At 64.9% G+C, this 26,270-nt stretch carries 25 protein-coding genes and 4 tRNA genes; 8 read left to right on the forward strand and 21 right to left on the reverse strand.

Translation table 11 applies throughout. The features are described from left to right. The 5 genes from tuf to HY699_24270 form a co-directional block, all read right to left on the reverse strand. A partial coding sequence (tuf, locus tag HY699_24250) for an elongation factor Tu (protein ID MBI4518919.1) occupies window positions 1-139 on the reverse strand: 139 nt, incomplete at its 3' end. Between the two features lie 46 nt (window positions 140-185). Further along, a tRNA-Thr gene (locus tag HY699_24255) sits at window positions 186-259 on the reverse strand. 42 nt (window positions 260-301) lie between these two features. Continuing rightward, window positions 302-375 (reverse strand) — tRNA-Gly (locus HY699_24260). Between the two features lie 32 nt (window positions 376-407). Beyond that, window positions 408-494 (reverse strand) — tRNA-Tyr (locus HY699_24265). A gap of 7 nt (window positions 495-501) precedes the next feature. Next, a tRNA-Thr gene (locus HY699_24270) sits at window positions 502-577 on the reverse strand. A gap of 436 nt (window positions 578-1,013) precedes the next feature. Between HY699_24270 and HY699_24275 the strand changes: the two genes are divergently transcribed. The 4 genes from HY699_24275 (at window position 1,014) to HY699_24290 (ending at window position 7,985) form a co-directional block, all read left to right on the forward strand. Beyond that, on the forward strand, window positions 1,014-2,066 hold the full coding sequence (locus HY699_24275; protein MBI4518920.1) for a hypothetical protein: 1,053 nt from the start codon (window positions 1,014-1,016) through the stop codon (window positions 2,064-2,066). Window positions 2,067-2,121: 55 nt separating this feature from the next. Beyond that, window positions 2,122-3,855: a hypothetical protein gene (locus HY699_24280; protein ID MBI4518921.1), complete on the forward strand. Its 1,734-nt coding sequence runs from the start codon at window positions 2,122-2,124 to the stop codon at window positions 3,853-3,855. Window positions 3,856-3,945: 90 nt separating this feature from the next. Beyond that, the gene (locus HY699_24285; protein ID MBI4518922.1) at window positions 3,946-5,841 is read left to right on the forward strand and encodes a hypothetical protein; all 1,896 of its coding nucleotides are present in this window, start codon (window positions 3,946-3,948) and stop codon (window positions 5,839-5,841) included. A 26-nt stretch (window positions 5,842-5,867) separates the two neighbouring features. After that, entirely contained in the window at window positions 5,868-7,985 is a 2,118-nt protein-coding gene (locus tag HY699_24290) for a hypothetical protein (protein ID MBI4518923.1), read from the forward strand. 21 nt (window positions 7,986-8,006) lie between these two features. On the opposite strand, the gene HY699_24295 is transcribed toward HY699_24290, so the two are convergent. Together HY699_24295 and HY699_24300 are read right to left on the reverse strand one after the other, a co-directional pair. Next, window positions 8,007-8,468: a hypothetical protein gene (locus tag HY699_24295; GenBank protein ID MBI4518924.1), complete on the reverse strand. Its 462-nt coding sequence runs from the start codon at window positions 8,466-8,468 to the stop codon at window positions 8,007-8,009. A gap of 64 nt (window positions 8,469-8,532) precedes the next feature. Beyond that, window positions 8,533-9,129: a hypothetical protein gene (locus HY699_24300; protein ID MBI4518925.1), complete on the reverse strand. Its 597-nt coding sequence runs from the start codon at window positions 9,127-9,129 to the stop codon at window positions 8,533-8,535. Here HY699_24300 and HY699_24305 point away from each other — a divergent pair. After that, a complete protein-coding gene (locus HY699_24305; GenBank protein ID MBI4518926.1) occupies window positions 9,104-9,694 on the forward strand; it encodes a hypothetical protein in 591 nt (196 codons plus the stop codon). The two genes, HY699_24300 and HY699_24305, sit on opposite strands and share 26 nt — an antisense overlap. Window positions 9,695-9,712: 18 nt before the next feature. Further along, on the forward strand, window positions 9,713-9,970 hold the full coding sequence (locus HY699_24310; GenBank protein ID MBI4518927.1) for a hypothetical protein: 258 nt from the start codon (window positions 9,713-9,715) through the stop codon (window positions 9,968-9,970). A gap of 409 nt (window positions 9,971-10,379) precedes the next feature. Here HY699_24310 and HY699_24315 read toward each other — a convergent pair whose 3' ends face one another. From HY699_24315 to HY699_24325, 3 genes are all read right to left on the reverse strand, one after another. Continuing rightward, the gene (locus tag HY699_24315) at window positions 10,380-11,822 is read right to left on the reverse strand and encodes a hypothetical protein (GenBank protein ID MBI4518928.1); all 1,443 of its coding nucleotides are present in this window, start codon (window positions 11,820-11,822) and stop codon (window positions 10,380-10,382) included. 87 nt (window positions 11,823-11,909) lie between these two features. Further along, window positions 11,910-12,662, reverse strand: coding sequence for a response regulator transcription factor (locus HY699_24320; GenBank protein ID MBI4518929.1), 753 nt, complete (start codon window positions 12,660-12,662; stop codon window positions 11,910-11,912). Between the two features lie 5 nt (window positions 12,663-12,667). Beyond that, complete coding sequence (locus tag HY699_24325) at window positions 12,668-13,831, reverse strand: histidine kinase (protein ID MBI4518930.1); 1,164 nt, start codon at window positions 13,829-13,831, stop codon at window positions 12,668-12,670. Window positions 13,832-14,046: 215 nt separating this feature from the next. On the opposite strand from HY699_24325, the gene HY699_24330 reads away from it, so the two are divergent. Further along, entirely contained in the window at window positions 14,047-14,418 is a 372-nt protein-coding gene (locus HY699_24330) for a hypothetical protein (protein MBI4518931.1), read from the forward strand. Window positions 14,419-14,431: 13 nt separating this feature from the next. Continuing rightward, entirely contained in the window at window positions 14,432-15,325 is an 894-nt protein-coding gene (locus HY699_24335) for a hypothetical protein (protein MBI4518932.1), read from the forward strand. Window positions 15,326-15,345: 20 nt separating this feature from the next. On the opposite strand, the gene HY699_24340 is transcribed toward HY699_24335, so the two are convergent. Genes HY699_24340 through HY699_24390 form a run of 11 tightly spaced genes read right to left on the reverse strand, consistent with a single transcriptional unit; the run spans window position 15,346 to window position 26,074 of the window. Beyond that, a complete protein-coding gene (locus HY699_24340; GenBank protein MBI4518933.1) occupies window positions 15,346-16,560 on the reverse strand; it encodes a hypothetical protein in 1,215 nt (404 codons plus the stop codon). A gap of 34 nt (window positions 16,561-16,594) precedes the next feature. Further along, window positions 16,595-18,046: an NADH-quinone oxidoreductase subunit N gene (locus tag HY699_24345; GenBank protein ID MBI4518934.1), complete on the reverse strand. Its 1,452-nt coding sequence runs from the start codon at window positions 18,044-18,046 to the stop codon at window positions 16,595-16,597. A gap of 4 nt (window positions 18,047-18,050) precedes the next feature. Then, window positions 18,051-19,598: an NADH-quinone oxidoreductase subunit M gene (locus HY699_24350; protein MBI4518935.1), complete on the reverse strand. Its 1,548-nt coding sequence runs from the start codon at window positions 19,596-19,598 to the stop codon at window positions 18,051-18,053. Window positions 19,599-19,614: 16 nt separating this feature from the next. Next, on the reverse strand, window positions 19,615-21,540 hold the full coding sequence (nuoL, locus tag HY699_24355; protein MBI4518936.1) for an NADH-quinone oxidoreductase subunit L: 1,926 nt from the start codon (window positions 21,538-21,540) through the stop codon (window positions 19,615-19,617). Window positions 21,541-21,542: 2 nt separating this feature from the next. Further along, on the reverse strand, window positions 21,543-21,842 hold the full coding sequence (nuoK, locus tag HY699_24360) for an NADH-quinone oxidoreductase subunit NuoK (GenBank protein MBI4518937.1): 300 nt from the start codon (window positions 21,840-21,842) through the stop codon (window positions 21,543-21,545). Between the two features lie 13 nt (window positions 21,843-21,855). After that, the gene (locus HY699_24365) at window positions 21,856-22,362 is read right to left on the reverse strand and encodes an NADH-quinone oxidoreductase subunit J (GenBank protein MBI4518938.1); all 507 of its coding nucleotides are present in this window, start codon (window positions 22,360-22,362) and stop codon (window positions 21,856-21,858) included. Between the two features lie 7 nt (window positions 22,363-22,369). Further along, window positions 22,370-23,464: an NADH-quinone oxidoreductase subunit H gene (locus HY699_24370; GenBank protein MBI4518939.1), complete on the reverse strand. Its 1,095-nt coding sequence runs from the start codon at window positions 23,462-23,464 to the stop codon at window positions 22,370-22,372. 24 nt (window positions 23,465-23,488) lie between these two features. Continuing rightward, on the reverse strand, window positions 23,489-23,974 hold the full coding sequence (locus HY699_24375) for an NAD(P)H-dependent oxidoreductase subunit E (GenBank protein ID MBI4518940.1): 486 nt from the start codon (window positions 23,972-23,974) through the stop codon (window positions 23,489-23,491). Between the two features lie 35 nt (window positions 23,975-24,009). Continuing rightward, complete coding sequence (locus tag HY699_24380; GenBank protein ID MBI4518941.1) at window positions 24,010-25,215, reverse strand: NADH-quinone oxidoreductase subunit D; 1,206 nt, start codon at window positions 25,213-25,215, stop codon at window positions 24,010-24,012. Continuing rightward, entirely contained in the window at window positions 25,215-25,721 is a 507-nt protein-coding gene (locus tag HY699_24385; protein MBI4518942.1) for an NADH-quinone oxidoreductase subunit C, read from the reverse strand. Before HY699_24385 ends, HY699_24380 begins: the two co-directional genes overlap by 1 nt. Further along, window positions 25,718-26,074, reverse strand: a complete 357-nt coding sequence (locus tag HY699_24390) for an NADH-quinone oxidoreductase subunit A (GenBank protein MBI4518943.1) — start codon at window positions 26,072-26,074, stop codon at window positions 25,718-25,720. The genes HY699_24385 and HY699_24390 overlap by 4 nt, the downstream gene beginning before the upstream one ends. Between the last annotated feature and the right edge of the window lie 196 nt (window positions 26,075-26,270).

Below are 26,270 nucleotides of genomic sequence, written 5' to 3' on the forward strand. Positions count from 1 at the left end.
AGGCCACGAACTGCGCCATCCCCTGCTCCGCCAGCACCTTGGTGATCGCCGCCGTCAGTGTCGTCTTGCCGTGATCGATGTGTCCGATCGTCCCCACGTTCACGTGCGGCTTCTTGCGCTCAAATTTCTGCTTCGCCATGAGATCGATGCCTCGCTATCTCAACGTCCACGCCAGCAGCACGAAAAGCCCAGGAGCGGAATCGAACCGCCGACCTCGTCCTTACCAAGGACGTGCTCTAGCCGACTGAGCTACCTGGGCGTACCGTGCAAGTTCACTTACCGCGCCGCGCCTCCGAATCAAAGCGGGAAACGGGATTCGAACCCGCGACCCTCAGCTTGGAAGGCTGATGCTCTAACCAACTGAGCTACTCCCGCATCGCATGCCACCGGCACCTGCTCCCAAGTCATGGTGGAGAGGGGAGGATTCGAACCTCCGAAGGCGTAAAGCCGGCAGATTTACAGTCTGCTCCCTTTGGCCACTCGGGTACCTCTCCGCTGCCATGGAGCCGATGGCCAGATTCGAACTGGCAACCTACTGATTACAAGTCAGTCGCTCTACCATTGGAGCTACATCGGCCAAAATGCCATGTTGACTCACGGCGGTTTTCGGCAAACCGCCCAGAAGCCAGCCTGGCGCGAAACCTGCTCACTATCAGCGCCCCGAACGAGTGTCAAGCGTATGTAGCGAGGCGACAAAATCATGACGCTAGCATGCTAAGATCGCTCGCTGCTACCCGATTTCCCCACTCGGCCAACTTACCTTGCCGACCTTGCCGAGCCATGTTGCGGGGCTGATCGCCACCACGCTCGCCACGGTCCCGAAGACGCAGCCACTTTCCACCAAGCAGGCAAATTCTCCCGCTCGCTCAGGTAATCCGCAAGATGTTCCTTGAAAACGACCAACTGTTCCAGCATTTGTCACGCCTCACAGGGCAGCGGGTGTATTTCGACCGCTGCTCGTAGCGGTCGCGGGGGATCAGTGACGGGGACGCGACCAGCGGAAGGGGGAATCCATGAGAGTGACTTACTGGCCTCAAGTTGTCGCAGGGGTGTTTCTGACGACCGGGGTCGCGTCAACGGCCATCGCCGAGGTGGGCGCGATGAAGCCCGCCTCGGTGATCGTGTTCCCGAAGGTGGTTGCCCGGGATAGCGGGCCAACCAATTGGGGCGGATTGGTCCAGGACACCTTCGTTCAGATCAGCAACACCGGCAACATGGCGGTCTCGGCACACTGCTTCTTTGTAAACGGCGCCAAGTCCTGCCCCTGGGGCGACGAGTGTGCTTCCGACTTGGACTGCGACTACGAGCCCTGCACCGCGCAGTGGCAATTGATGGATTTCTACGTCGACTTGACCCCGCGGCAACCCATATCTTGGGTGGTGTCGCAGGGCCGGCCGGAGGTCTACGAGCCCTTCTACACACCGCCCATCCCGCAGCTCGGCTTGCTGCCGTTTACCGGCGAGTTGCTCTGCGTCCAAGTCGACGCTGATGGCCTGCCCATACCTGGCAACAGCCTCACCGGCGAGGCCACGCTGGTAGACCAGCGCAACGGCTATGACGTGGCCAAGTACAGCGCCGTTGGCATACTTGGCATCGACTTCGTGGGCATCGACGGGGTTCTTGATCTCGACGGCATCGAATACGACCCGTGCCCATCGCGCTGGACCGTGAACCATTCGGTGATGGGCGCCGCCGAGGTAGCCACGTCATTCGCCATCGTCCCCTGCACGCAGAACTTCGAGACCCAAGCGCCGCAAACCCTCAACGTCAACTTCAGGGTGACCAACGAATTCGAGCAAATGCTGTCGGCAACGAAGTCGGTAACTTGCTGGGATGATCTCTCGTTTAAGGACCTCGCCCCCGGCTTCTTCGAGTGGCCCAGCGTGGGCTCCTTTCATCTGCAGACCAGGATGACATCGGTTGACGGCGGCTTCTTGGTGATAGCCCAGGAGTTTCATGGCCTTTGGGAATGGGAGTGGGGAATGCACACGGCCTCGGCGGCCGCCAACGCGCATCCGGACGGGAGTACTTACGGCGACCGGATCACCATACCGCCCCTGTGGTAATTACCGCGAAGTCCGATAACCGGCTGGAGTAATGGCAATGAAGAGAGGGGACATTATGGCACGGCGATCGCGCGAGCTTTGGGCGATTACGATGCTGGCTGCGGCCGGCATTGTCCAACCGGTCGCGGCGCAGATTTCGGAGCGCCCGGCGGCGGTGGTCGTCTACCCGTATATCCACGTCAACGACTACCAAGGCACCGACACCTTGGTGCAGCTTACCAATACGCTGGACTGGGAACCGGTCGACGTGCGCTGCTTTTACGAGAACGCCACCGGCTACTGCAGCAACACGTTCAATACCTGCACGATTGCGGCCGACTGCATAACGGGAGAAACCTGCGTGCCCTATTGGGTCGCGTGGGAATTCAACGTTCGCTTGACGCAGCGACAGCCGATCGGCTGGCACGCCGGGAGCGGGCTGGCGGCGTTGCCCTGCAACGCCAACGACTGCCCGCAAGCCAACCTGGGTTCGATCCCGCCGCTGCCGCCGGTGTTCGTAGGCGGCTTGCGTTGCCTGACGGTCACGGCTGCCGGTGACCCGCTGGAGATTGACGCCCTAATCGGTGACGCCACGCTGGAACGGTTCGTAAACCACGAGAGCCCGGACGTGGCAAAATACAGCGCCATCGGCTTTCGTGCCGAGTACTCCAACGACCGCGACGGCATGTTGTATCTTGGCGGCCCGAACGCCGAGTACGCGGCCTGTCCGGCCGTGAGCGAGGTCAATCACTTCTTCGACGGGGCCACCGACCCGGTGACGGGCTATAGTCCGGTGTCAACCACGCTGGTGCTCACTCCATGCAGTGTCGACTACCGATCGCAAACCCCTGGTCAGTCCGACGCAACACTGTATGTGACCAACGAGTTCGAGCAGGAGTTGTCGTTCAACAGGCAGGTAACCTGCCAGCAGGTCAACACGCTGTCCGAGATCTCACCGAGCTTGACTGCCGGTGCGTTCGGCAGCCTGATCGGAAAGACGCGCATCGCGGTTAATAGCGGCAGCGGCCTGCTGGCCGTAGCCGTAGAGCAGCACGGGTACTGGCCGTTTACCACTTCGGCCGCATTCAACGCGCGGGGACTAGGAGTGCGCGCCGAGGGTGACACCGTGGTGTTACCCCTGCCTACGCCCACCTCGACGCCAAGCTTCACCCCGACCGGCACTCCAACCAGAACCCCAACCAGAACCCCAACTAGAACTCCAACTAGGACTCCAACCAGAACCCCAACGGGCACCCCAACTAGAACTCCAACTATAACCCCAACCAGAACCCCAACGGGCACGCCAACTAAGACCCCAACCGTGACCATCACTCCGTCGAGAACCGCAACTAAGACCCCGTCCAAAACGGCAACCAAGACCAGCACGAAGACGCCGACGAAGACACCGACGAAGACCCCATGGTTCAGCAACCCAACCCCCACCACGACTAAGGCGCCAACCAGGCGAATCACTTTTACTCCGACATTGACCCCAACTAGGACCCCGACCCGGCGCCCGACCAAGACTCCGACCATAACCCCGACCCGCACCCCAACCCGGCGCCCGACCAGGACGCCCTCACTCACACCTACGCCCACACGGCGAAACACTCGCACACCGACATGGACTCCTACGCGCACGATCACCAGGACCAGCACGCCGACCGCCACCTGGAGCCCTACTCCGGGTCCCGCGCCTTCGATCAAGACACCCAGTCTCACCCCGGTGCCGCCGCCGCCCACCCCTACCCCGACAACGCCGATAGAAGTTTCCCCTACCGTCACCGTCGCTCCGGCAGCGGGCGCCTGAGGAATAGCCTCTAGAGTCGTTCTCCGGCGGTGGGGCCGCGCGCTCCACCGCCGCGCCAAGCAGCAACAACCCAAACCGAGGAGCAAGGAGATGCGCGTACAATTGTACTTCCGCGCCGCCGCGCTGGGCTCACTTCTGGTGAGTGCAGGACCCGCACACCCCGCCCACGCCGCCCCACTAGGCACCGGCTTCACCTATCAGGGTCAAGTTACGATCAGCGGTGCGCCCGCCAGCCCCACCTGCGATTTCGAGTTCAGCCTCTGGGACGCCGCCGGCAGCGGCACCCCGCCCACTGGTGGCGCGCAGATCGGCAGCACCCAGGCCGTCAACGGCGTCAGCGTCAGCGACGGGCTCTTCACCGTGGTCTTGAACAACACCGCACAGTTCGGCGTCAGCGCCTTCACCGGTCAGGACCGCTGGCTGCAGATGGCTGTGAGCTGCCCGGCAGGCGGCTCGCTCGTCACACTTGGCCCGCGCCAGAAGCTCACTGCCGCACCCTACGCGCTCTATTCTCCCAGCGCCGGCACTGCCGCGGATCTCAACTGCTCCGGCTGCGTCAGCTCCTCCGACCTCGCCGCCAGCGCCGTGAGCACCAACCAGATCGGCGACCTGCAAGTGACCACGGCGAAGATCGGCGACAGCCAGGTCACCTCGGCAAAAATCGCCGACGGCACCATCGACACCGCCGACTTGGCCCCCGCAGCGCGCGGCTGGCTGCTCGGCGGCAACGGCGGCACGACACCCGGAACCAACTTTGTCGGTACGACCGACAACCAAGCCCTGGAGTTGAAGGTCAACGGAGCGCGGGCGCTGCGCCTGGAGCCGCGCAGCTCAGCAGCAAATGTGATCGGTGGTCATGCGAGCAACTACGTCAACGCGAACGCCTCGAATGCAACCATTGGTGGCGGCGGCGCGTCGGGGAAGGCAAACCGCGTTACGGATAATTACGGCACCGTCGGCGGCGGCAAGGACAACCAAGCCGGCGATGACCCAGGTGACGGATCGAGTGATCAACGGACCGCCGAGTACGCAACTGTATGCGGGGGAGAAAATAATTCTGCCGGCAGCAGCTATTCGACTGTGGGCGGCGGCAGGTCCAACGCCGCTCTCGCTCCTTATGCTACTGTTTGCGGCGGTGGCCGGACCGACCCTTATGACGCTCTGACCGCCAACCAGGTCACAGACGAGTATGGCACGGTCGGCGGCGGCGGGAACAACACCGCCGGCGACGGCGACGCTGATACGTCCGACGCCGGGTACGCAACCGTCGCCGGCGGCTGGGACAACAGCGCGAGCGCCTTTCGCTCAACCGTCGGCGGCGGGTACTGGAACACGACCGCAGGCTCCACTTCAACGATCGCCGGTGGTGCGGGAAACTCGACGGCCGGGGATTATTCCACCGTTGGCGGTGGATATTTCAACGAAGCCTCCGGCAGCTATTCGGCGGTGGCCGGTGGCCGGCAGAACACCGCAAGCGGCAACTACGCGCTAGCCGCCGGGCGACGTGCCAGGGCCGCCCACCAAGGCAGCTTCGTCTGGGCCGACTCGACCGACTCCGACTTCACCTCCGCCGACAGCGACACCTTCAACGTCCGCGCTGCCAAAGGCGTCAGGCTGGGCAAGAACGCCGGCAGCGCCAACATCGGCCCCCATACCGGGCAATACTACCGGGACAACGCCATCATCGCCTGGGGCAGCATCAACGCCAACGGCACCATCAACCGAGAGTTTGGTGTCAATAACGTGACCCGTGACAGCGCGGGCGTCTATTCCATCACGGTTGACGTCAACCCGCAGGACTCCGGCTCCCTGGTGCCGGTCGCCAACGCCGAGGTCGACAGCGCACCGACCACTGCCGCCGCGGCCCGACTGGTGACCATCGACGAGGTCGCCTTCGATACTTTCAGGGTCTACATAACCACCGGCGCATACGCGCCTGTAGACAATCAATTCACCTTCATCGTCACCGGGCGCGGGGCCGAGTAAGCCCGCCCGGCGGCGGAGGTGAGCCGATGGGCACGGCGGGACGGTTTCTTTCGCGTACCGGGCTGGCGGCAATGCTGCTGCTCGCGCAGGTCGCAAACGCACAGGAGGGCGGCAACTATGACGTGCGCCGCAACACCATCGATGGCGGCGGCGCCACCTTCAGCACCAACGGCAGCCTGCGCCTCGGTGGCACCGCCGGCCAGGCCGACGCCGGCAGCTCCAGCAACGGCAGCATCTCCGTAAGCGGCGGCTTCTGGCCGGCCGTCATCCCGCCGTTCACGCCAAGCCCGACCAGCACGCCCACGTTCACCGCAACCCGTACGCCGACTAAAACCGCCACCTTCACGCCGACCGCAACGCCGACGAAGACGCCAACCAACACCCGCACTGAAACACCGACGAAGACGCCGACTCATACGCTGACTCTCACAGCCACGCGTACCCCAACCCAAACACCGACGATCACCGCCACCGTCACCGCCACCGCGACGCCCACCAACACACCGACATCGACGGCCACCGCCACCATCACGCCGACCCGGACGCCGACAAACACCGCCACCGAAACCGCCACTCAAACACCAACCAGAACGCCGACCCTGACCGCAACGCAAACTGCGACGCGCACCCCCACATCAACCCCGACCGCAACCAGTACCGCCACCAGCACTGCCACCCAGAGCGCGACCAGGACTCCCACGTCGACGCCCACCGCCACCGCCACGCGCACGGCGACGAACACCCCCACGCACACTGCGACCACAACGCCGACCCTGACCGCAACGCAAACTGCGACGCGCACCCCCACATCAACCCCGACCGCAACCAGTACCGCCACCAGCACTGCCACTCAGACCGCGACCAGGACTCCCACGTCGACGCCCACCGCCACCGCCACGCGCACGGCGACGAATACCCCCACGCACACTGCGACCACAACGCCCACCAACACGCCAAACCCGACCGCGACACCCTCGGCAACCCCGACCGCTACCGCCACGCGCACGCCAACCAGCACCGCGACACAGACGCCGACTCAGACGGCCACGCGAACACCGACGCTGACCGCCACGGCGACGGATACCCCGACGGCCACGGCTACGCGCACCGCGACGCCGACGCACACCGCCACCATCACCCCGACCGTAACCCAGACGCCGACGGGCACGTTGCCACCGACCGTCACGCCAACCCAAACAGCGCCGCCGACTTTTACCCCGACACTCACCGCCACCATTACCCCAACCGCAACCCGGACACCGACTGGCACCCTACCACCAACCTCCACCCGCACTCAGACACCGCCACCAACTCCCACCCCAACACACACCCCCACATCCACGGGCGCTCACACCACGACGCCCACCGCAACGGCCACACGCACTCTAACCAGCACGGCAACGCAAACGCCGACTCAGTCGGCCACACGAACAGCGACGCTGACCGCCACCGCGACGGCCACACCCACAGCCACACCGACACTCACCGCCTCCATTACCCCAACGCCAACCCGGACAGTGACGGGCACACTACCTCCAACTTCCACCTCCACTCAGACACCGCCCCCAACACTGACCCCGACACACACGCCAACGGTTACTGCGACGCGAACAGCGACCACCACGGCCACGCACACATCCACTGGCACCTTGCCGCCGAGTGCAACCCCCACACCATCACCAAGTTCGACCGCTAGCCCGCTTCACACCCCCACCGTCACCGCAACACCGCCGGCAACGCCGACCGCAACGCCAAGCACAACCGCGACCGCCACCGACACCGCTGCGCCGACACCGACGCAAACGCCGACGGCGCAGTCACCAACCGCAACGGCCACGCCAACCCAACCGCCGCCAACCAGTACCGACACCGCGACGCCGACATCCACTGCAACCATGACGGCCGACACCAGCGCGACACCCAGCCCGACGCCCACACCGACAATCCCGCCGGGCGGCATCTGCGCCGGCGACTGCGGCAACGACGGCGACGTGACCGTGGACGAGCTGATCCTGATGGTGAACATCGCCCTGGGCAATGCCCCGGTGATGGACTGCGCAATCGGTGACACCGGCAACGACGGTGAGATCACCGTCGACGAGATCGTCGCGGCGGTTAATAACGCTCTAAACGGCTGCGGCTAACGCGGGGGCCTTGGGCTCGCCTCACTCATCGCCGCCGCTATCATCGGCCTCGCCGCTGTCCCCAGCCTCATCCTGCGAATCGCCCATCAGCGGGCGGCGTTCCTTGGGCGGGCCGGCGATCTTGGCATACTCCAGTAGGTCGCGTTCGAGATCGCGGATTTGCCGGAAGATCTTGCTCCGCAGCGCTTGCAGCTTCGGCATATCCTCACTTAGCGAGTAGCGCGCCGCCGCCACCGTGTTGAACTTGCCCTTGCCTTGATCAGCCACGTCCATGGCTTCGAAGCTGATGGCACTGTCGCCGCCGGCGACGTTCTGCACGGTGATGGTGGTGATCAGTCGCAGCCGGTTGGACTTGTCGGGCGTCGGCGCCGGGGTCGGCACCATCGGTCCGAGATCCAGCATCACCGGCGGCGGGTCCCCCGTCGTTCCTGCCACGGCGACTCCGATTCCAAACACGACAGCCATCAGCACGATGCGGCGCATACTCCAACTCCTGCGGGCTCGAACCATACCGGTGCGAGACCGGCAAAGCAAAACCCACCCACTCTCACTGTACCCGCACGATCAGCGACCGCCGGTCGCCGTAGTTGCCGCTGGCGTCGCGTAGCTGAACGCTCACCGTCGTGTCACCGAGCGGAAAGGCGAACTCGTATCCCACCACCGGCGCGGTGCAGAATTGCTGCTGCGTGCCGGTGCCGGCAAAGGCCGGCACCCCCAGCGGCCCCAGCGTACAGGCATCACCTGCGCTCTCATGCGAATCGAAACGACAAGTCAAATCATTGATAGCGTCAGCCACTGCCTGTGACGGCCCGAAGTCCAGCCCCGACGCCGGCACCCCACCCATCGGCGCCGGTGCCGGACCCTTATCGCAAATCGCGGGGCTACCGTTACCGAGCGGCCGGCTGACTATCATCTGCAAGTCGGGCCGCACCGTCGGATCATTCGGATCGCTCAGAACCATGCGCTTGCCGACCCGGGCTCGGCTGGTCCCGGGCTGCCCCTCGACCACCAGCATGAAGCCCGAGCCGGAGACGCGCACGTAGATCGGAGTGCCATGGGCGTCGGTGGCCGAGGGGGTGACGACCCGGTTGTTGGCGTTGACGACACCGAAGAACGTAATGTGGGGTCCAAACGGCAGCGGCACCGTCGGGGTGCGGGTAATGGTTGGCGTGCGCGTGCGGCTTGCGGTCGGGGTGAAGGTGAAGACGCGGGTGCCGGTGGCCGTGACCGTCGGGGTGCGCGTGCGGGTGCCGGTTGATGTGGGCGTGATGCTCGGCGTGGGTGTGGAAGTCGGCGTGCGGGTCTCTGTGCCCGTCCTAGTGGGGGTGCCGGTGCTGCTGGGAGTGCGCGTCACCGACGGGCTGCGAGTCGCCGTACCGGTAGGGGTAACCGTGCCCGTGGGTGTGATCGTCGGCGTCCGGGTCGCGGTACCGGTGTTCGAGGGCGTGCGGGTCACGGTCGGCGATCGCGTCGCGCTCGGGGAGCGGGTGTTGCTGGGGGTGTGCGAGGCCGTTGCCGTACGCGTCACAGTCGGGGTGGCGCTGTCGGTGGGCGTCGCGCTTGGCGTACGCGAGTTGGTGGCGGTCTGCGTCACCGACGCAGTTCTGGTGCTGCTGGCGGTGCGCGAGGCGCTGCCGGTGGCGGTGGCTGTGCCGGTAGCGGTCGCCGTGCGGGTGAAGGTAGGGATCGGCGTCACCGTCGCGGTGTGAGTCGACAGCGGCGTCAGCGTGGAACTCGGCGTCCTGGTCGCCGTACGGGTCGGGGTTGATGTTCCGGTATTCGTCGGCGTGCGCGTTCTCGCCACCGTGGCTGTGACCGTCGGTGTCTTGGTCACGGTCGGCGTACGCGTCGCGGTGCCGGTTCGCGAGGGCGTCGCGGTGTTGGTCGGCGTATCCGTCGGGGGTAGCGTACCGGTCACCGTCTCCGTCGGGGTCAACGACTCGGTCGGCGACGCCGTACGAGTGGCGGTACGGCTCGGAGTATGAGTCGGGCTATCGGTGCGCGTTCGGGTGGGGCTCAGGGTTCGCGTATTGGATGGGGTTGATGACGGTACCGGCAGGGTCAGCGAACCGGTTGGCGACGGCGTCGCGGTCGGCGGCGGGGCAGAAAGCAGCAGCAACAGCTCGGTCACGTCAGCCGAATTGACCAGGCCGTCGGCGTTGACGTCAGCCCCGGAGCATTGGCCGGGTTGAAACAAGAAGACTTCGAGCGCCTGCACGTCGGCGGCGTCGACCACGCCATCGCAATTAGCGTCGCCAGGCAAGCCAACCTGTGCCCGCATCTCGCCGCTCCGCACCAACAGCGATAACGCGGCGCTCCACACCAACAAGTGGCGCCACAGGCGATGGCGCACGCTCGCTGAGCCCTGCTGGAACTTCCTCGTGAGGTGGGCACTCACTTGTCTGACAACACGAAGGCGGTGATGAGGTCGCTCGGTGGCAGATCAGAGCCGGTGGAGAAGGCGTGCAACTGGGCAAAGGCGAATACCAGCTTGCCCGGGCCGTTCTCGGTGGTCCAGCGGGAGCAAGAGAAGTTCTGGCCCCGGACATCGTAGGTACGCGGCGGCTCGCCCACCACCCCGTCGGCGTTGGCTACCTGCACCCGCACCGGTCCGGAGGAAAACGGCACCGCCGTCGCCATGTCGGGGCGGCCGTCACCGCACGCTTCCATGCAAATATCGCCCTCGCCGCAGTCGGCATCGGCGCTGCACTCCTGATTTTCGTTGTTGCGGCAGGCTCCAGGCTTCACGAACGAAAGCTCGAACTGCAGGCCCCCCTCCTCGGTTTCCGGGTCGGGTGCCAGTGCCACGGCCCCGCGGCCGCTATCGCCGCGCATGCCGACTCCGGCCGACACCGGTCCGTTACAGACGTTTGGGTGCGGATCATCCGCGCCCTCGACCGTGCCGCAACCGATCGGCCCGCACATGGCCTGACACTGCTCGGCGGTGAAATCGTTCTCGCCGACGACGCCGGCGACGTGATCCACCGCAACCGAGAAGCTGAAATCCTGCTGGCCCTTGCATGCGATCGCCCCCGCATTCAGCGCCGGCACTAGCGGCTTGAGGCACACGATCATGGGTGAGAGCGGGCGGAGGTCGGCAAAAATGTATTCCGAGCTCGCTGCGACGTCGATGGCCGCCACACCGTTTTCATCCGGCGTGCCGGCGTCCAGCTCCAGCCAGCCCTGAAAGCGCCCGGCGTTGATCGGCAGATCACCCAACACCGCGACCAGCGGGCTGGTGCTGGGGTTGATACTGAAGCGGCGGCGCCCGAGTGGGCGCGGCGGCGGCGTGCACACCAGCGATAAGCGATCGAAGTCCCTCCCGCCCTCGCCACGGGTGGCGGCGTGCAGGCGCTTGCGGCCGGCACGGGGTTGCTCGGCGCTGCCGGCAAGCGCCACGGTAACAGCTTGGCTCGCGCTGCACGTACTGGCGCTCGTGGGCAAACCCAACGCCGCCACCTTGGACTCGAGGCCCGCCAACTCGGCATCATGGCCCGCGCCGCGAATTTTGAAGCTGCTCACACCCTTCGCCGTGCAAGCCGGCAGCCGGGGATCGTCTTGATTGAGGCAAACGATGACGTCGAAGACGCAGGCGCCGTTGGCCGTGCCGTCCTGGTCACAGCTGGTATCACCATCCTGGCAGCTGACCACGCGATGCACCGCCGGCAGTCCATCGAACTCGGCCAGGCAATCGACACTCCCGCTGCCGCCGCCCGGCACCGGGCAATCATCGGGGCACTGCGCCACCGCCGGCAACCCAGCGGCAGCCAGCAGCCACCACATCAGCACTGCATTTGTCACCGCATTCATCAGTCGGAAATGCCCGGCCGTTCGCATACACACTCCTAAACCGTCCGACTTTCGAACGGCGTCGAACTGTAAACTCTTTCTTTTGGAGGGTCAACGAGCGCCGGCCGCCGGCGCTCACCACCGCATCCGGCCGCGCAGGGTCCGTGCCTGGGCCCGGCTCAGCTCCACTTCCGAACCGGCCTGGTCGTGCATGACGAGTTTGAAGCGCCCGCCGAACCACGGCACGATGGCTTTGACGCGCGGCAGATTGACCAGGCGCGACTTGTGCGCGCGAAAGAAGCTCTCGGGATCGAGCCGTTCCTCCAACTGCCTCAAGGTGAAGTTGGTCATGTACCGATTGCCGTCGGTGTGGGCGTAAACGAGCCGGTATTGCACCTCGAACCAGAGGATGTCGTCGACGCTGAGCAGAATTATCTGTTTACCCTTGTGCACCGGCAGCTGGCGCGCGTAACGTTGCTCGCGCCGGGCCAGCAGCTCCGTCAGCTCTCGCCACGGCGGCGCGGGCGGACGGTGCGTGAGCCGCTCGCGCACCCGCTGGACCGCCTGCTCCAAACGCGCCCGCGTAATCGGCTTGAGCAAGTAATCGACGGCATGCACCTCGAAAGCCCGGATGGCGTACTCATCATAGGCGGTGGCGAACACCACCTGCGGGTGCTTGGAAATGCTCTGCAGGACCGCGAAGCCGTCGAGCCCGGGCATTTGCACGTCGAGCACCACCAACTCCGGATCATTCTCTTCGATCAGGTTGACGGCTTCGAGGCCGTTCTTCGCCTGCGCCACCACCTCGACATCGGCGATCGCGCGCAGGAAGGAGGTCAGCCGCTCGCGCGCGAGCTTCTCGTCGTCGACTACAACGGTACGAATCATAGCGGTCAGTTGGCGGCGGCGGGCACCGGAATGCGCACCGTCACGGTGGTCCCCTGCCCCGCCAGGCTTTCAACCGTCGGCCCGCAGGCGGGGCCGTAAAGCCGCAGCAAGCGGTCGCGGACGTTCTTCAAGCCCACCCCCGCGCTGAACATCACCGCTCCGTTCTGCACTCCCGCCCCGGTATCGGCCACAGTCAGGCGCAGATCACCGTCCTCGACGGCAGCCTCGATGCGCACGCGGCCGCCGCCGATCTTGCGCGAGATCCCGTGTTTGACCGCGTTCTCCACCAGCGGTTGCAGAATCAGATCCGGCAACAGCACCCGGCGAGCACGGTCGTCGATTTGTTCCTCGACCGTCAGGTCGTCGCCAAAGCGCGCCCGCTCGATCTCGAGGTAGGCCTCGGCAATCTCCAGCTCTTCTTGCAACGGCACGAACTCCGAGTGGCGGCGGCGCAACATGTAGCGAAAGATCTCCGCCAGTCGCTCGACGCAGGCTTCCGCTTTGGTGGGGTTGGTCGAGATCAGCTGGGCAATCGAGTTCAAGCTGTTGAAGAAGAAGTGGGGATTGAGCTGGGCCCGCAACGCCGCCAGCTGCGCCGCCGCCGCCAGATCGCGCAATTCGCGCTCGCGCCCGTGCAGCATCAAGATCCGCCACCAGTGCTGATTGAAGCCGACCACGCACAGCAGCACCGTCGGAATGATCGGAATCAGCATGTACACCAGCGGCGCCAGCTGCAGCGATTGGCGCGTAATCGTCACGGTGATGTCGTCTCCTTGATAGGGATGGAAGATCGACAAGCCGCCCGCCAGCGCCGCGTATCCTTCCGTCACCAGCACGGAAACCCCGCTGAACGCCACCGTGCTGCTGGCCACCTGCGCCGCCAAGCGCCAGCCGCGCGACAGAGACGAGAACCGCGGCAGCACCCAGTTCCACAGCACCAGCGTCATCGTCGAGAACACCATGGTGGCGCCGGTGAACGATACCAGCGGGCCGGGAGAGCGAAACAGATAGACGTGAATGAGCGCGAGGTGGAGCCCGAACGCCAGCCCGGTGGCGTACACGAATACCAACTGCTGCCGGAAGGAATTTTCGCTGCTCAGCGCGGCCAGCTCGCCGCGCCATTGCTCGCGGCGCGGCTCGCTCACTGCCGCTTGGCGCTGTGTGTTCATCGACCCGCTCCCTCCACCCGCCGCTCATCAGGGCGCAGTCTGCGCCGGCGAACACCTCGGCGGCCGCAAGAAAGCCGGCAGCAGCAGGCCGCTGCCACGGGCTGGGGTTGCTTGATCGTGCACACGCTCTCGACCGAATCCGCACTCAGGAAATTGACAAGCGCCGCCGCGCCACATACTACTGATGGCCATCGCATTTGCAAAGGAGATTCGCAATGAAGCATTGTGGCTTCCTCGCTTTGGCGGTTGGCGTATTCGGGCTGTTGGCAACCGTGGCCAGCCATTCGGCTCAGGCGCAAGAGGCAGTTACGGTACAAGGCGAAGTGCTGGACCTGGCCTGCTACTTGGCCAAGGACAAGAAAGGCGCCGAGCACAAGAGCTGCGCCGCCATGTGCGCCAAGGCGGGGCTGCCGATCGGCGTGCTGACCGACGGCGGCGACCTGTACTTGCTCATCGACGACCACGACAACAACGAGCCCTATGACGCAGCCAAGAAGCTGGCGGGTAGCCGAGCGGAAATCCAAGGCAAGAAGTTCGTTAAGCACGGCATGGCCAGCATCCTGGTTACCGGCGCCAAGGCGCTCTAGCAATCACGTCGTCTTGTCCTTCCACGTCGCCCTCCCCCAGCTGGCGCTGGCAGCGCTGGGGCTTGCCTCGAGCTTGGTCGTGCCGGGTTGCGCGGGTGATGGGCCTGCGCCGGCTAACTCCGCGACGGGCTTGGCCGCGATTCAGCGTGAGATCTTCAACCCCAGCTGCGTTGCCGGCGGTTGCCATAACGGGGTGGCGCGCGCCGGCAACTTGGTGCTGACAGATGGTGACGCCTATCAGCAGTTGCTGGCAGCGCCAACAGTCAATGCCGCCGCGCAAGCTGCCGGGCTAGCGCGGGTGCAGCCGTTCCAACCCGAAGCCAGCTTCCTGCTGATCAAGCTGACCAACCCGAGACCGGGCGAAGGAAGCCGCATGCCGCTCAGTGCCGCGCCGCTGGCCGAAGACAAGATTGAAATGGTCCGCCAGTGGATCGCGGCGGGCGCGCCCGAAGGCGCTACGCCGGCGCCAACGGCGTCGCCGGCAGCAACACTGCCGTCGCCGACCGTCACGCCGGCACCCACGACCATTGAAACCAGCCCGCCGACGCCGACCGCCACGCCCGTGTGGAATGCCGACGCAACCTTGGCCAACCTGCAAACCCGGATCTTCACCCCCGACTGCGCCCGCGCGTTCTGCCACACGGCCATCGACCAGGCCGGCGAGCTGGTACTCGAAGAAGGGCACTCCTTCGAGCAGCTGGTCGGAATCGGCGCATCCAATTTCGCCGCGAAGCAAGCCGGCCTCGTACGCGTGCAACCCGGCGACCCGGAACACAGCTTCCTACTCATAAAGGTTGCGGGGCCGGATCCCAGCCAAGGATCAGGCATGCCGCTGGGCGGAGATGCTCTCGCGGCCGATAAGATCGAGCTCATGCACGCCTGGATCAGGCAGGGCGCGCAGCCTTGAGCGTGCTCCGAGTTGGGCGATCAGAAGAAGAGGTGCAGCTCAGCGAGGAGCTGGTCCTGGTTGTGGCTGGGCTGGGCCCGAACTCCGTTGCTGACGCGGTAGAACAGGCGCGGTTGCAGGAAGCGATTTAGGAACGGCTCCAACCCCAAGCTGACCCGATTCTCGCTGTCGTCCGCCCGCCGCGAGATATCGCCGTCGTCGTCGGCGTAGTCGAGTGCGGCTTTGAGATTGAGCCAGCCAGCCAGCAACCAGTTCAACTCGCCATAGGCGACGAAGGTTCCCTGGTGTCCGCCGGATGAAGCCGTTCTGGTATCGAGGAAGTCGGCCTCGGCCAGTCCGGTGAGCGGTCCGAGGCTGGTGCCGCCGAAGCAGCCGACAGCTAGGGTCTCCGAACCGCCGCCCATACGCGCCGCCGACACCCCGAGCAGGAGGTTGCGCACCACCGGCAGCTCGGTCCACATCGCCGACACGGTGCCGGTCAACCAGACATCGCGGTCACCGGCGGCACCGTCGGAGACGGCAATGATCGCGCTGTACGGGCCGGGTTCTATCCCAGCCTCGAAGCCGCTTTGCCGGGTATTGAAGCTGAAGTTGGTAGTCGCCGAGCCGTTCTTGCCCGCCCGAATGAACGCGGCGTCATCTTGCAGTTGCAAGCCGTAGGGCAGGAACATGCGGCCCGCCTTGATGAAACCGTTCGCCGGTAAACCACGCAACAGGGCAAACACCTCACGGGTGTCGGTATTCGGTGCAAAGCGCTGGTCGAGATAAAAACTCAGCCGCTCCGGAATCAGGCGAACGTCGAGAAAGGCGACCGCCTCACTGACGTCGAGGGTGTTGCTTTCCAAGCGCCCGCGAAAGGCGGTGTTGTTGGCCACGCGCCCGCTGGCGTCGGCCTCATCTTGCAGTACCGCCAAGTTACCCAGGCGCACGTTGGCGCCGATGCCGACGTACTTGTTGATCTCGCCCGTAAACGTATCGGCCGGCGTCGCCCACGCGCTCATGAAGTCCGGGTAGTGCAGCAACTGGCGCGCATGGGTGGCAACGATGTCAGTACGCTTCCCACCACCGGTGATATTGGTGTGGCAGCCGCCGCAGTTGTAGCCCTCGCGCACGGCCAGATAAGGCTCGGCCAACGCGGTACCAGCCAGCCCCGCCGACAACGCAAACAGCAACGCCGCCCCTGCCAACACCGCTTTGCCGCGAGAGGCTCGAACAGCTGCACTGACATCCACCATGCGACCTCCCCCTTGCAGCAGGAAAGCTGCGCGCTCAGCCAAGTGAGAGGAAGGCCTGCCGCGCCAGTTCGTGGGTAAACGAAGGGAAGACGCCGAGCAGCAACGTGCCGATGACGGTCAGGATCACCGTAGCAACAAGATAGGGCCTCGTAGTCACCTCAGCCACGGCGGCGCCGCCTTCGACCATGTACATCTTCACCAGCACGCCGGCGTAGTAGTACATCGACACCACGCTGTTGAGCACGCCGATCACCGCCAGGCCGATGTAGCCGGCCTTCACCGCAGCGGCGAAGAGGTAGAACTTGCCGGCAAACCCCGCCAGCGGCGGCAACCCCGCCAGCGAGAGCATGAACACCGACATCGCAAAGCCGAGGAAGGGGTGGCGAAAGCCGACGCCGGCGTAGTCGTCGAGCTGCTCGTTGGCCGCCCCGCGCTGGCCCAGGGCGATAACCACGGCGAAAGCCCCCAAGTTCATCAGCGCGTACACCACCAGATAAAACAGCACCGCGCCGCCGCCGCCATCACGGGCCGCGATCAGACCGAGCACCAGATAACCGGCGTGCGCGATGCTGGAATAGGCCAGCATGCGCTTGATGTTCTGTTGCAGCAGCGCGATGACGTTACCGGCGGTCATCGTCAACACCGCCAGCACCCACAACACCGGCGCCCACTCGGCCGTCAGTGCTCCGAGGGCCTGCACGAACACGCGCACGAAGGCGGCAAATGCCGCGGCTTTCACGCCCACCGCCATCAGCGCAGTGATCGAGGTCGGCGCGCCTTCGTAGACATCGGGCGTCCAGACATGGAACGGCACCGCCGCCACCTTGAAACCGAAGCCGATCAACAGCAGCGCCATGCCCGCCAGCAACAGCAGCCGCTGCTCGCCGCCGACCTTGAGCACCTGCGCGCTGATACCCGCCAGCGCGGTGGTACCGGTGGCGCCGTACAACAAGGCGATGCCGAAGAGCAAAAAACCGGTGGCAAAGGCTCCGAGCAGGAAGTACTTGAGCGCAGCCTCGGTCGAGCGCTGCTGCTGGCGCCAGATCCCGGCCAGCACGTAGACCGCAATCGACATCACCTCCAGACCGAGGAAGATCACGATCAGATCCGCGGCCGCCGCCATCAACACCATCCCCAGCGTCGCGAACACGATCAAGGAGTAGTAGTCGCCCACTCTGATATCGGTGAACTCGAGGTAGTTCATCGACATCAGCAGCGTCAGACCGGCGGCCAGGCAAAAGACCAGGTTGAAGAACAGCGCGTAGCGGTCGAGCACCAGGGTGCCACCGAAGCCGCCCTCGTGCTGGTTCCACAAAGTCACAGAGGCAATCAAGGCGACGACCAGTCCGGCAATCCCTAGCCAGCCGAGCCCGTCGCGGTCCGGCCCCTCCATCCACAGGTCGGCCACCATCACCAGCAAGGCCGTGCCGGTGAGCAGCAGGGCCGGAAGCAACACCAGCCAGGGAATCGGGACCGCAGCGATCATAGGCTCACCGGACAGGTTGGTGCAGGGCGAGAGTGCCCGCGCTCTGTGCCACCAGGGTTTCGCTCGCGCGGTGATCGGCCACCTGCTTCTCGATTCGCGCCAAGTAGGCATTCACCGCCGGTTCCATGCGGCGCAAGAACGGCTGCGGGTACACGCCCATCACCACGATCATGACCAAGATCGGCGCCAGCACCGCCCGCTCGAGACGGCTCATGTCGGTCAACCGCTGGTTGGCGGGATTGCTGAGCGGGCCGAACATCACGCGCTGGAACATCCACAGCATGTAGACCGCGCCCAACACCACCCCGCTAGTGGCGAGCGCGCCGAGCGCGGGGTGCGCATTGAAGGCGCCCAGCAGTATCAGAAACTCGCCGACGAAGCCGTTGAGCCCCGGCAGGCCCACCGACGACAGCATCACGATCAGGAAGCAGACGGCATACACCGGCAGCTGCTGCCACAAGCCGCCGAACTCGCTGATCAGTCGCGTGTGCCGGCGCTCGTAGATCACTCCGACGAGCAGGAACAGCGCGCCGGTCGACAGACCGTGGTTGAGCATCTGGTAGATGCCGCCCATGACCCCCTGGTGGTTGAAGGCGAAGAGCCCCAGCATCACGAATCCGAGATGGCTCACCGACGAGTAGGCGACCAGTTTCTTTAGATCCGGCTGCACCATCGCCACCAGCGCACCGTAGATGATGCCGATGACCGCGAGCACCATCATCAACGGCACCGCCTGCGCCGCCGCCACCGGGAACAGCGGAATCGCCAGGCGCAGGAAGCCGTAGGTGCCCAACTTCAGCAGGATACCGGCAAGGATCACCGAGCCGCCGGTGGGAGCCTCGACGTGGGCGTCGGGCAACCAGGTGTGCAGCGGGAACATCGGCACCTTGATGGCAAACGCCAGGGCGAAGGCCGCGAACAGCCAGCGTTGCTGCGCCAGCGGCAGACTCAGATCATAGAGCCGTAGCATGTCGAAGCTGAGCTGCCCGCTCTGCTGGGCGTGGGCCGAGGCCAGATAGAGGATCGCCACCAGCATCAACAGGCTGCCGGTCATGGTGAAGAGCACGAACTTGATCGCCGCGTAAATCCGCCGCGGCCCGCCCCAGACGCCGATCAGAAAGTACATCGGGATCAGCATCACTTCCCAGAACACGTAGAACAGGAAGAGATCGAGCGCCACGAAGGCGCCGAGCATGCCGGTCTCCAGCGCCAGCATGAAGAACATGTACTCCTTCACCCGCTTGTGCACGTCGCCCCAGCCCGCCACAATCACCAGCGGTGTCAGGAAGGTGGTCAGCAGCACCAGCCACAGGCTGATACCGTCAATGCCGACCTGGTAGCGGATGTTGAACTGCGGAATCCAGGCCGCCGACTCGACGAACTGCATGCCCGCCTCGGCCGCGTCGAACCCCGCCAGCAGCCGCAGCGACAGCCCGAGCGGCAGCAGCGACAACACAAATGCGGCCCGGCGGATCGCCGGCAGATTGTCGCGCTGCATGAGCAGCACGAACAAGCCCCCGAGCAGCGGGGTGAAGACGATGAGACTCAGCATCAAGCCCTCCCCTCCCTCACCACCAGGCGTAATAGCCGAGGATGGCCACGGCGCCGAGCAAGAACGACAGCGCGTAATGCTGCACGTTACCGGTTTGCAGCAGCCGCCACAGACCGCTGTTCGCCGCCACCGCGCTGGCGGTACCGTTGACCAGGCCGTCGACCACCAGCACGTCCCACACCCGCCACAGCCATACCGACGCCCGGTGAATCGGCTGCACCACCGCGGCATCGTAGAACTCGTCGATGTAGTACTTGTTGAAGATCAGATCGTAGAGCCGGCCCGCACGCCAGGCGATGATCATCGGCAGCGCCGGCTGGACCACGTAGAAGAAGTAGGCCAAGCCGATACCCGCGGCCGCCACCAGCACCGAGACCGCCATCAACCCGTACTCCACCGCCGCGCTGACGTGCTCCGCCTCATGATGCCCGAATACCGGCGCCAGAAACTCACCGAAGCGGTTGCCCCACAGCCAGTGTGCCGGCAACCCGATCCACCCGCCCGCCACCGACAGCACCGCCAAGATCACCAGCGGCACGGTCATCGAGCTGGGCGACTCGTGAATGTGATGGGCCACCTCGGCCTCCGCCCGGCATTCGCCGTAGAAGGTCAGGAACAGCAGCCGGTACATGTAGAACGCCGTCAGCCCCGCCCCCATCGCCCCCAGCAGCCACAGCACGACGCTGCCGTGCACGCCGGTGAAAGCGTGCAGCAGGATCTCGTCCTTGCTGAAGAAGCCAGCAAACGGCGGAATGCCGGCGATCGCCAGATTGGCGAGGAAGAGGGTGCCGAACGTGATCGGCATGTGGCGGCGCAGTCCGCCCATCTTCTGCATGTCCTGCTCGCCGCTCATGCCGTGGATCACGCTGCCGGCACCGAGGAACAGCAGCGCCTTGAAGAAGGCGTGCGTCATCAGGTGGAAGATGCCGGCGCTGAAGGCGCCGACGCCGACGGCCAGGAACATGTAGCCGAGTTGACTGATGGTCGAGTACGCCAGCACCTTCTTGATGTCGTTCTGCGCCAGCCCGATGGTGGCGGCAAAGAGCGCGGTCAGCGCTCCGATCCAGGCCACCACCGTCATCGCCGTGGGCGTGAGCACGTAGAGGAAGTTCAGCCGCGCGATCATGTAGACGCCGGCGGTCACCATGGTGGCGGCGTGGATCAACGCGCTCACCGGCGTCGGGCCCGCCATCGCGTCCGGTAACCACACGTACAAGGGCAACTGCGCCGACTTGCCGGTGGCGCCGACGAACAGCAGCAGAGCCGCAATAGTGACGATGCCGAGCGGGATCTCGCGCACTCGCGCGGCTACCTCGCCGAAGGAGAAGCTATGCACGCCCGTGCCCAGATGCCAGTAGATCAGGAACATGCCGAGCAGAAAGCCGGCGTCACCGATGCGGTTGACGACGAAAGCCTTCTTGCCCGCACTGGCGTTCTCGTCCTTGGTGTACCAAAAGCCAATCAATAGGTACGAGCACAGCCCGACTCCCTCCCAACCGACGAACAGCAGCGGCAGGTTGTCAGCCAGCACCAGCACCAGCATCGAGAAGGTGAACAGGTTGAGGTAGGTGAAGTAGCGGGCGTAGTCGGGCTCGTGCGCCATGTAGCCGACCGAGTAAACGTGGATGAGAAAACCGACGCCGGTGACCACCAGGATCATCACCGCCGACAACGGATCGACCCGCAGGACGATATCGAGCTGCAGCGAGCCGGCGTGGATCCAGGGGTAGACGTGATTCACCAGCGCGCTGCCGGCCGGCCGGCCGAGCAGATCGGTGAGCGCTACCAGGCTGACCGCAAAGGCGCCACCGACCACGGCCGGCGCCACTACCGCTACCAGTCCGCGTCCCAGGCGCGCGCCCAGCGTCGCGTTGAGCAGCACGCCCAGCAGCGGCAGCGCCGGAATGAGCCAGAGATAACTCGCGGTTACGGTGTCGTGCATGGCTACCAGCGCAGCAAGTTCAACTCATCGGCGTTGAGGGTCTGGCGGTTGCGGAACATGGCGATGATGATCGCCAGCCCGACCGCCGCCTCGGCCGCCGCCACGGTCATGACGAAGAAGACGATCACCTGCCCGTCGAGGTTGTGCCAGTGGCGCGCGCCGGCCACGAACGCCAGGTTGACGGCGTTGAGCATCAACTCGATCGCCATGAAGATGACGATTACATTGCGGCGGATCAGCACGCCGGCCGCACCGATCGCGAACAGCAGCGCGCTCAGCGCCAGGTAATAGCTCAACGGCACCATGGCTGCGCCCTTAACTCACCTGCCGTTTGGCCAGCACCACCGCACCGATAATCGCCACCAGCAACAACACCGAGGTGATCTCGAACGGCAGCAGGTATTGCGTGAACAAGCGCTCGCCGACGCTCACAGTCATGCCGAACCCTTCGGCCACCGCACCGGCCGTTCCCGCCCCCGGAATCGCCACCGGGGCGCGCGACAGCGCAATCAGCTGCAACGCCAACAGCGAGCCGGCCAAGGTCGCCGCCAGCTTCAAGCCCACCCGGCCCGCTTCGCGCGGTTCGCTCTGCAAGTTGAGCAGCATGATGACGAACAGGAACAGCACCATGATCGCCCCGGCATAGACGATGATCTGCAGGACGGCTACGAGCTGGGCATCGAGGAACAAGAACACCACCGCGAGCAAGAAGAGCGTGGCCACCAGCGCCAGCGCGCTGCGCAGCGGATGGCGCTGCAAGATCACGCCGAGCGCGGCAGCCACCAACAGACAGGCGAAAACCAGGAACAGCGGGAGGCTCATCGGCTTCTCAGGGTTGCAGCGCCAAGATGACCACAGCCGTGACCACCACGTTGGCCAACGCCAGCGGCAGCAGGCCCTTCCAGCCCAACCGCATCAGTTGGTCGTAACGGAAACGCGGCACCGTCCAGCGAATCATGATCTGGAACCAGCACAGGAATACGACCTTGAGGGTGAACGAGATCAGCTGCAACAACACCACCGCCAGGTGCGGCACCGCGAAGAACCCACCGGCAATGTGGAAACCGTCGCGCGCCAGGAACGGCACCTGCCAGCCGCCGAAGAAGAAGGTGGCGACCAGAGCACTAACGGTGATCACCTCGACGAAATCGGTCATGAAGAACATCAGGTGCTTCATGCCCGAGTACTCGGTGAAATAACCGCTGATCAACTCCGACTCGGCTTCGGGCAAGTCGAACGGCGTGCGCTTGCTCTCGGCGATGCCGCCGACGAAGAAGAGCAAGAAGGCCACCGGCTGGTAGAAGATCCCCCAGTTGGGCAGCGGCAGCCAGCTCGCCAGCGTGCCGCCTTGCGCCCGCGCCATCTCCTGCAAATCCAGGGTGCCGTAGGTGAGCACCAGCGACACGATCGCCAGGCCCATCGCCACTTCGTAGGAGATCATCTGCGCGGTGCCGCGAATGGCCCCGAGCAACGACCAACGATTGTTCGAGGCCCAGCCCCCCAGCACCACGCCGTACACCCCCAGCGAGACGGTGGCGAGCACGTACAAAATGCCGACGTTGAGCGGTGCCACCTGCAAGTTGATGCTGAGGCCGCCGACTTCGAGTACGTCGCCGAACGGAATGACGGCGAAGGCGACCAGCGCCGGGAACAGATTCACGCACGGCGCCAGCCAGTGCAGGAAGCGGTCGGCACCCGCCGGGACGACGTCTTCCTTGGCGATGAACTTGAGCGGGTCGGCCATCAGGGTGTTGACCAGCCCCAAGCCGGCGAAGCCGAACACCGAGGCGCGGTTGGCACCGATGCGGTCCTGTATCAGCGCGCTGCCTTTGCGCTCGACCCAGCCGAGCGCGCCCGCGAGCTGCAGCAGCATCAGCAGCACCGCCAGGGCTTTGATGGCCGCGATCCCGATTTCCAGCAGCATCACCGCTCCCGCCGCCGCCCCGTCTCACTTCCCGTTACGAGCCAGCCGCTCGAGTAGTTCGAGCGTGCTCTCGGGCGTGAGGTTTTCGCAGAAGTCGTCGTTGAGTTGCATCATCGGCGCCGTGCCGCACGAGCCGAGGCACTCGGCCTCGTCGAGCGAGAACTGGCCGTCGGCGGTGGTCTCACCCGGCCGGATGCCGAGATTGTGCTCGCAGACCTCGACGATGCGTTCGGCGCCGCGCAGCGTGCACGACAGGTTGGTACACACCTGCAAACGGTACTTCCCCATCGGCTTCTTGTAGAACATGGTGTAGAAGGAGGCGACGCCGCCGACAAAGGCCGCCGACTCGCCCAAGAGCGCGGCGACGTACTCCAGCACCTCTTGACTGAGATAGCCGAACTCGCGCTGGGCCAGCCACAACACCGGCAGCATCGCCGCCCGTTTGGTCGGGTAGCGGCGCAGATACTCGTCGAACTGCTGCTTGGCGGCGGGCGAGAACTCAACGGCCATGTTCGTCTCGAAGCGGTGCACGGCGGGCGATACGCTCAGCGATCGCACTCGCCTCCGATCATGTTGACCATGCCGAAGGTGGGGATGATATCGGCCAGCATGCCGCCTTTGACCATCGCCCCGAGCGCACCCATGGCAAGGAAACACGGCGGGCGCACCCGCACCCGATAGGGCCGGCCGCTGCCGTCGCTGATGACGTAAAAACCCAGCTCCCCGTTGGCACCCTCGACCGCGTGGTAGACCTCGCCAGGGGGCACCTTGATGCCTTCCATGATCAGCTTGAAGTGATTCATCAAGCCCTCAATGCTGCCGTACACCTTGCTCTTCTCCGGCAGCACGATGCGCGGATCTTCCACCCGCACCGGGCCCGCAGGCAGATTCTTCAGCGCCTGCTCGACAATGCGCATGCTCTGCTCCATCTCGGCGAAACGGCAGAGGAAGCGGTCATAGTTGTCGCCGGTGCTGCCCAGCGGCACCTCGAAGTCGAAGTGATCGTAGCTCGAATAGGGCTGGGCCTTGCGCACGTCGTAGTTCGTCCCGGTCGAGCGCAGCATCGGTCCGGTGAGCCCGTACGAAATCGCCTCGGCCTGCGAGATGACGCCGATGCCGCGCATGCGATCGACGAAGATGCGGTTGCGAGTCAGCAGCTTGTCGCAGTCTGAGATCAATGCGCGGGTGTGCTTGAAGGCGGCGGTCACCCGCTCGCTGATGTCGGGCGGAAAATCCCGGCTCAAGCCGCCGATGCGGCAGTAGGTCACCGTCAGGCGCGCGCCGCTGATCGCCTCGGCGAGGTCGTAGATCAACTCACGCGCCTCGTTCAGCAAGAAGCCGACGGTCATCGCCCCCAATTCGGTGGCGGCCATTCCCAAACAGGTCTCGTGATCGGTGAGACGCGACAGCTCGCTGACGATCACCCGCAGGTACTGGCACCGCGGCGGCACTTCGATACCGAGCAACTTCTCGACGGCGAGCACGAAGGCGACGTTGTTGATGAAGGGTGAGGCGTAGTTGAGCCGGTCAGTGTACGGGATCGCCTGCGTCCACGTGCCCTGCTCGGTCATCTTCTCGAAAGCGCGGTGGAGGTAACCGACTTCGACGTCACAATCGACCACCACTTCGCCATCCAACTTCAAGTTGAACTTGATGGTACCGTGGGATGCCGGATGGGACGGCCCCATCTGGATCTCCATGATCTCCTCGGTCGGATCGAGCGCGGCGGGCGCTGCGGCCGGAGTCGCCATCACACTTTCCAATCCTGGTTGACCGGATCACGCTCGGGCACCAGCGGCTGGCGCTGGTTCACCGGGTAATCCTTGCGCAGCGGGTGGCCGACGAACTGCTCGTAGAGCAAGATGCGGCGCAGGTCGGGATGGCCGCTGAAGCGGATGCCGAACATGTCCCACACCTCGCGCTCCAGCCAGTTGGCTGATTTCCACAACGGCACCAGCGACGGCACCACCGGATCGTCCTCGGGCACCGGCACCTTCACCCGCAGACGGCGATTGTGCGAGAGCGAATAGAGGTGACAGACCAGCTCGAAGCGCGGGCTCACGCCGAGGTAATCGGCGGCGGTCTCGTCGGCCAGCAAGTCGAAGGCAAACTCCGGCCGCTCGCGCAGCTGGCGCAGGACCTCGATCATGTGGTCGCGGCCAACGACGATGGTGTCGTCGCCACATTGATCGTGAGCGGAGAGGAGCTTGTCGCCGAAGAGTTCCTGCAAGCGTGGCAGCAACGAGGCGCGGCTCATTCCCATTCCAGCGCCCCCTTGCGCCACACGTAGAGCAGGCCGAGGCCGAGGATGCCGGCGAACACCAGCATCTCGGCCAAGCCGAACCAGCCGAGGCGGCGGAACAGCACAGCCCACGGGTACATGAACACCACCTCGATATCGAAGACGATGAAAAGGATAGCGGTGAGGTAGAACTTGACCGAGAAGCGCCCCCAAGCCGAGCCGCTCGCCGGGTTGCCGCACTCGAAGGTCTCTCGCTTGATCGGGTTGTGGCTCTTCGGTCCCAGCAGACGCCCGAGGCTGACCATAACGACCACGACCAGCCCCGCGAGCGCAAAGGTCACCAGCACCGGCAGGTATTGGGCAGTCATATCACAAGCGATCAGGCGTTGCGCTCCAGCGCTCGGACCGGCCCGGCATCTATCAAAGGTCGGTCGTAAGTCAAGGTCAGCCGCGTGCGGCGCACGCTTGCGGGTGTGCGACAAATCTGTGGGTAACGTGCAGCCGACCGGGCAAATCCTCACCAGTCTGACAGTACTGTGTACTGTCAGGCCGAGGCCCATGGCC

It is taken from the genome of Deltaproteobacteria bacterium, assembly GCA_016210005.1.
In the GTDB taxonomy this organism is placed as follows: Bacteria; Desulfobacterota; Binatia; order HRBIN30; family JACQVA1; genus JACQVA1.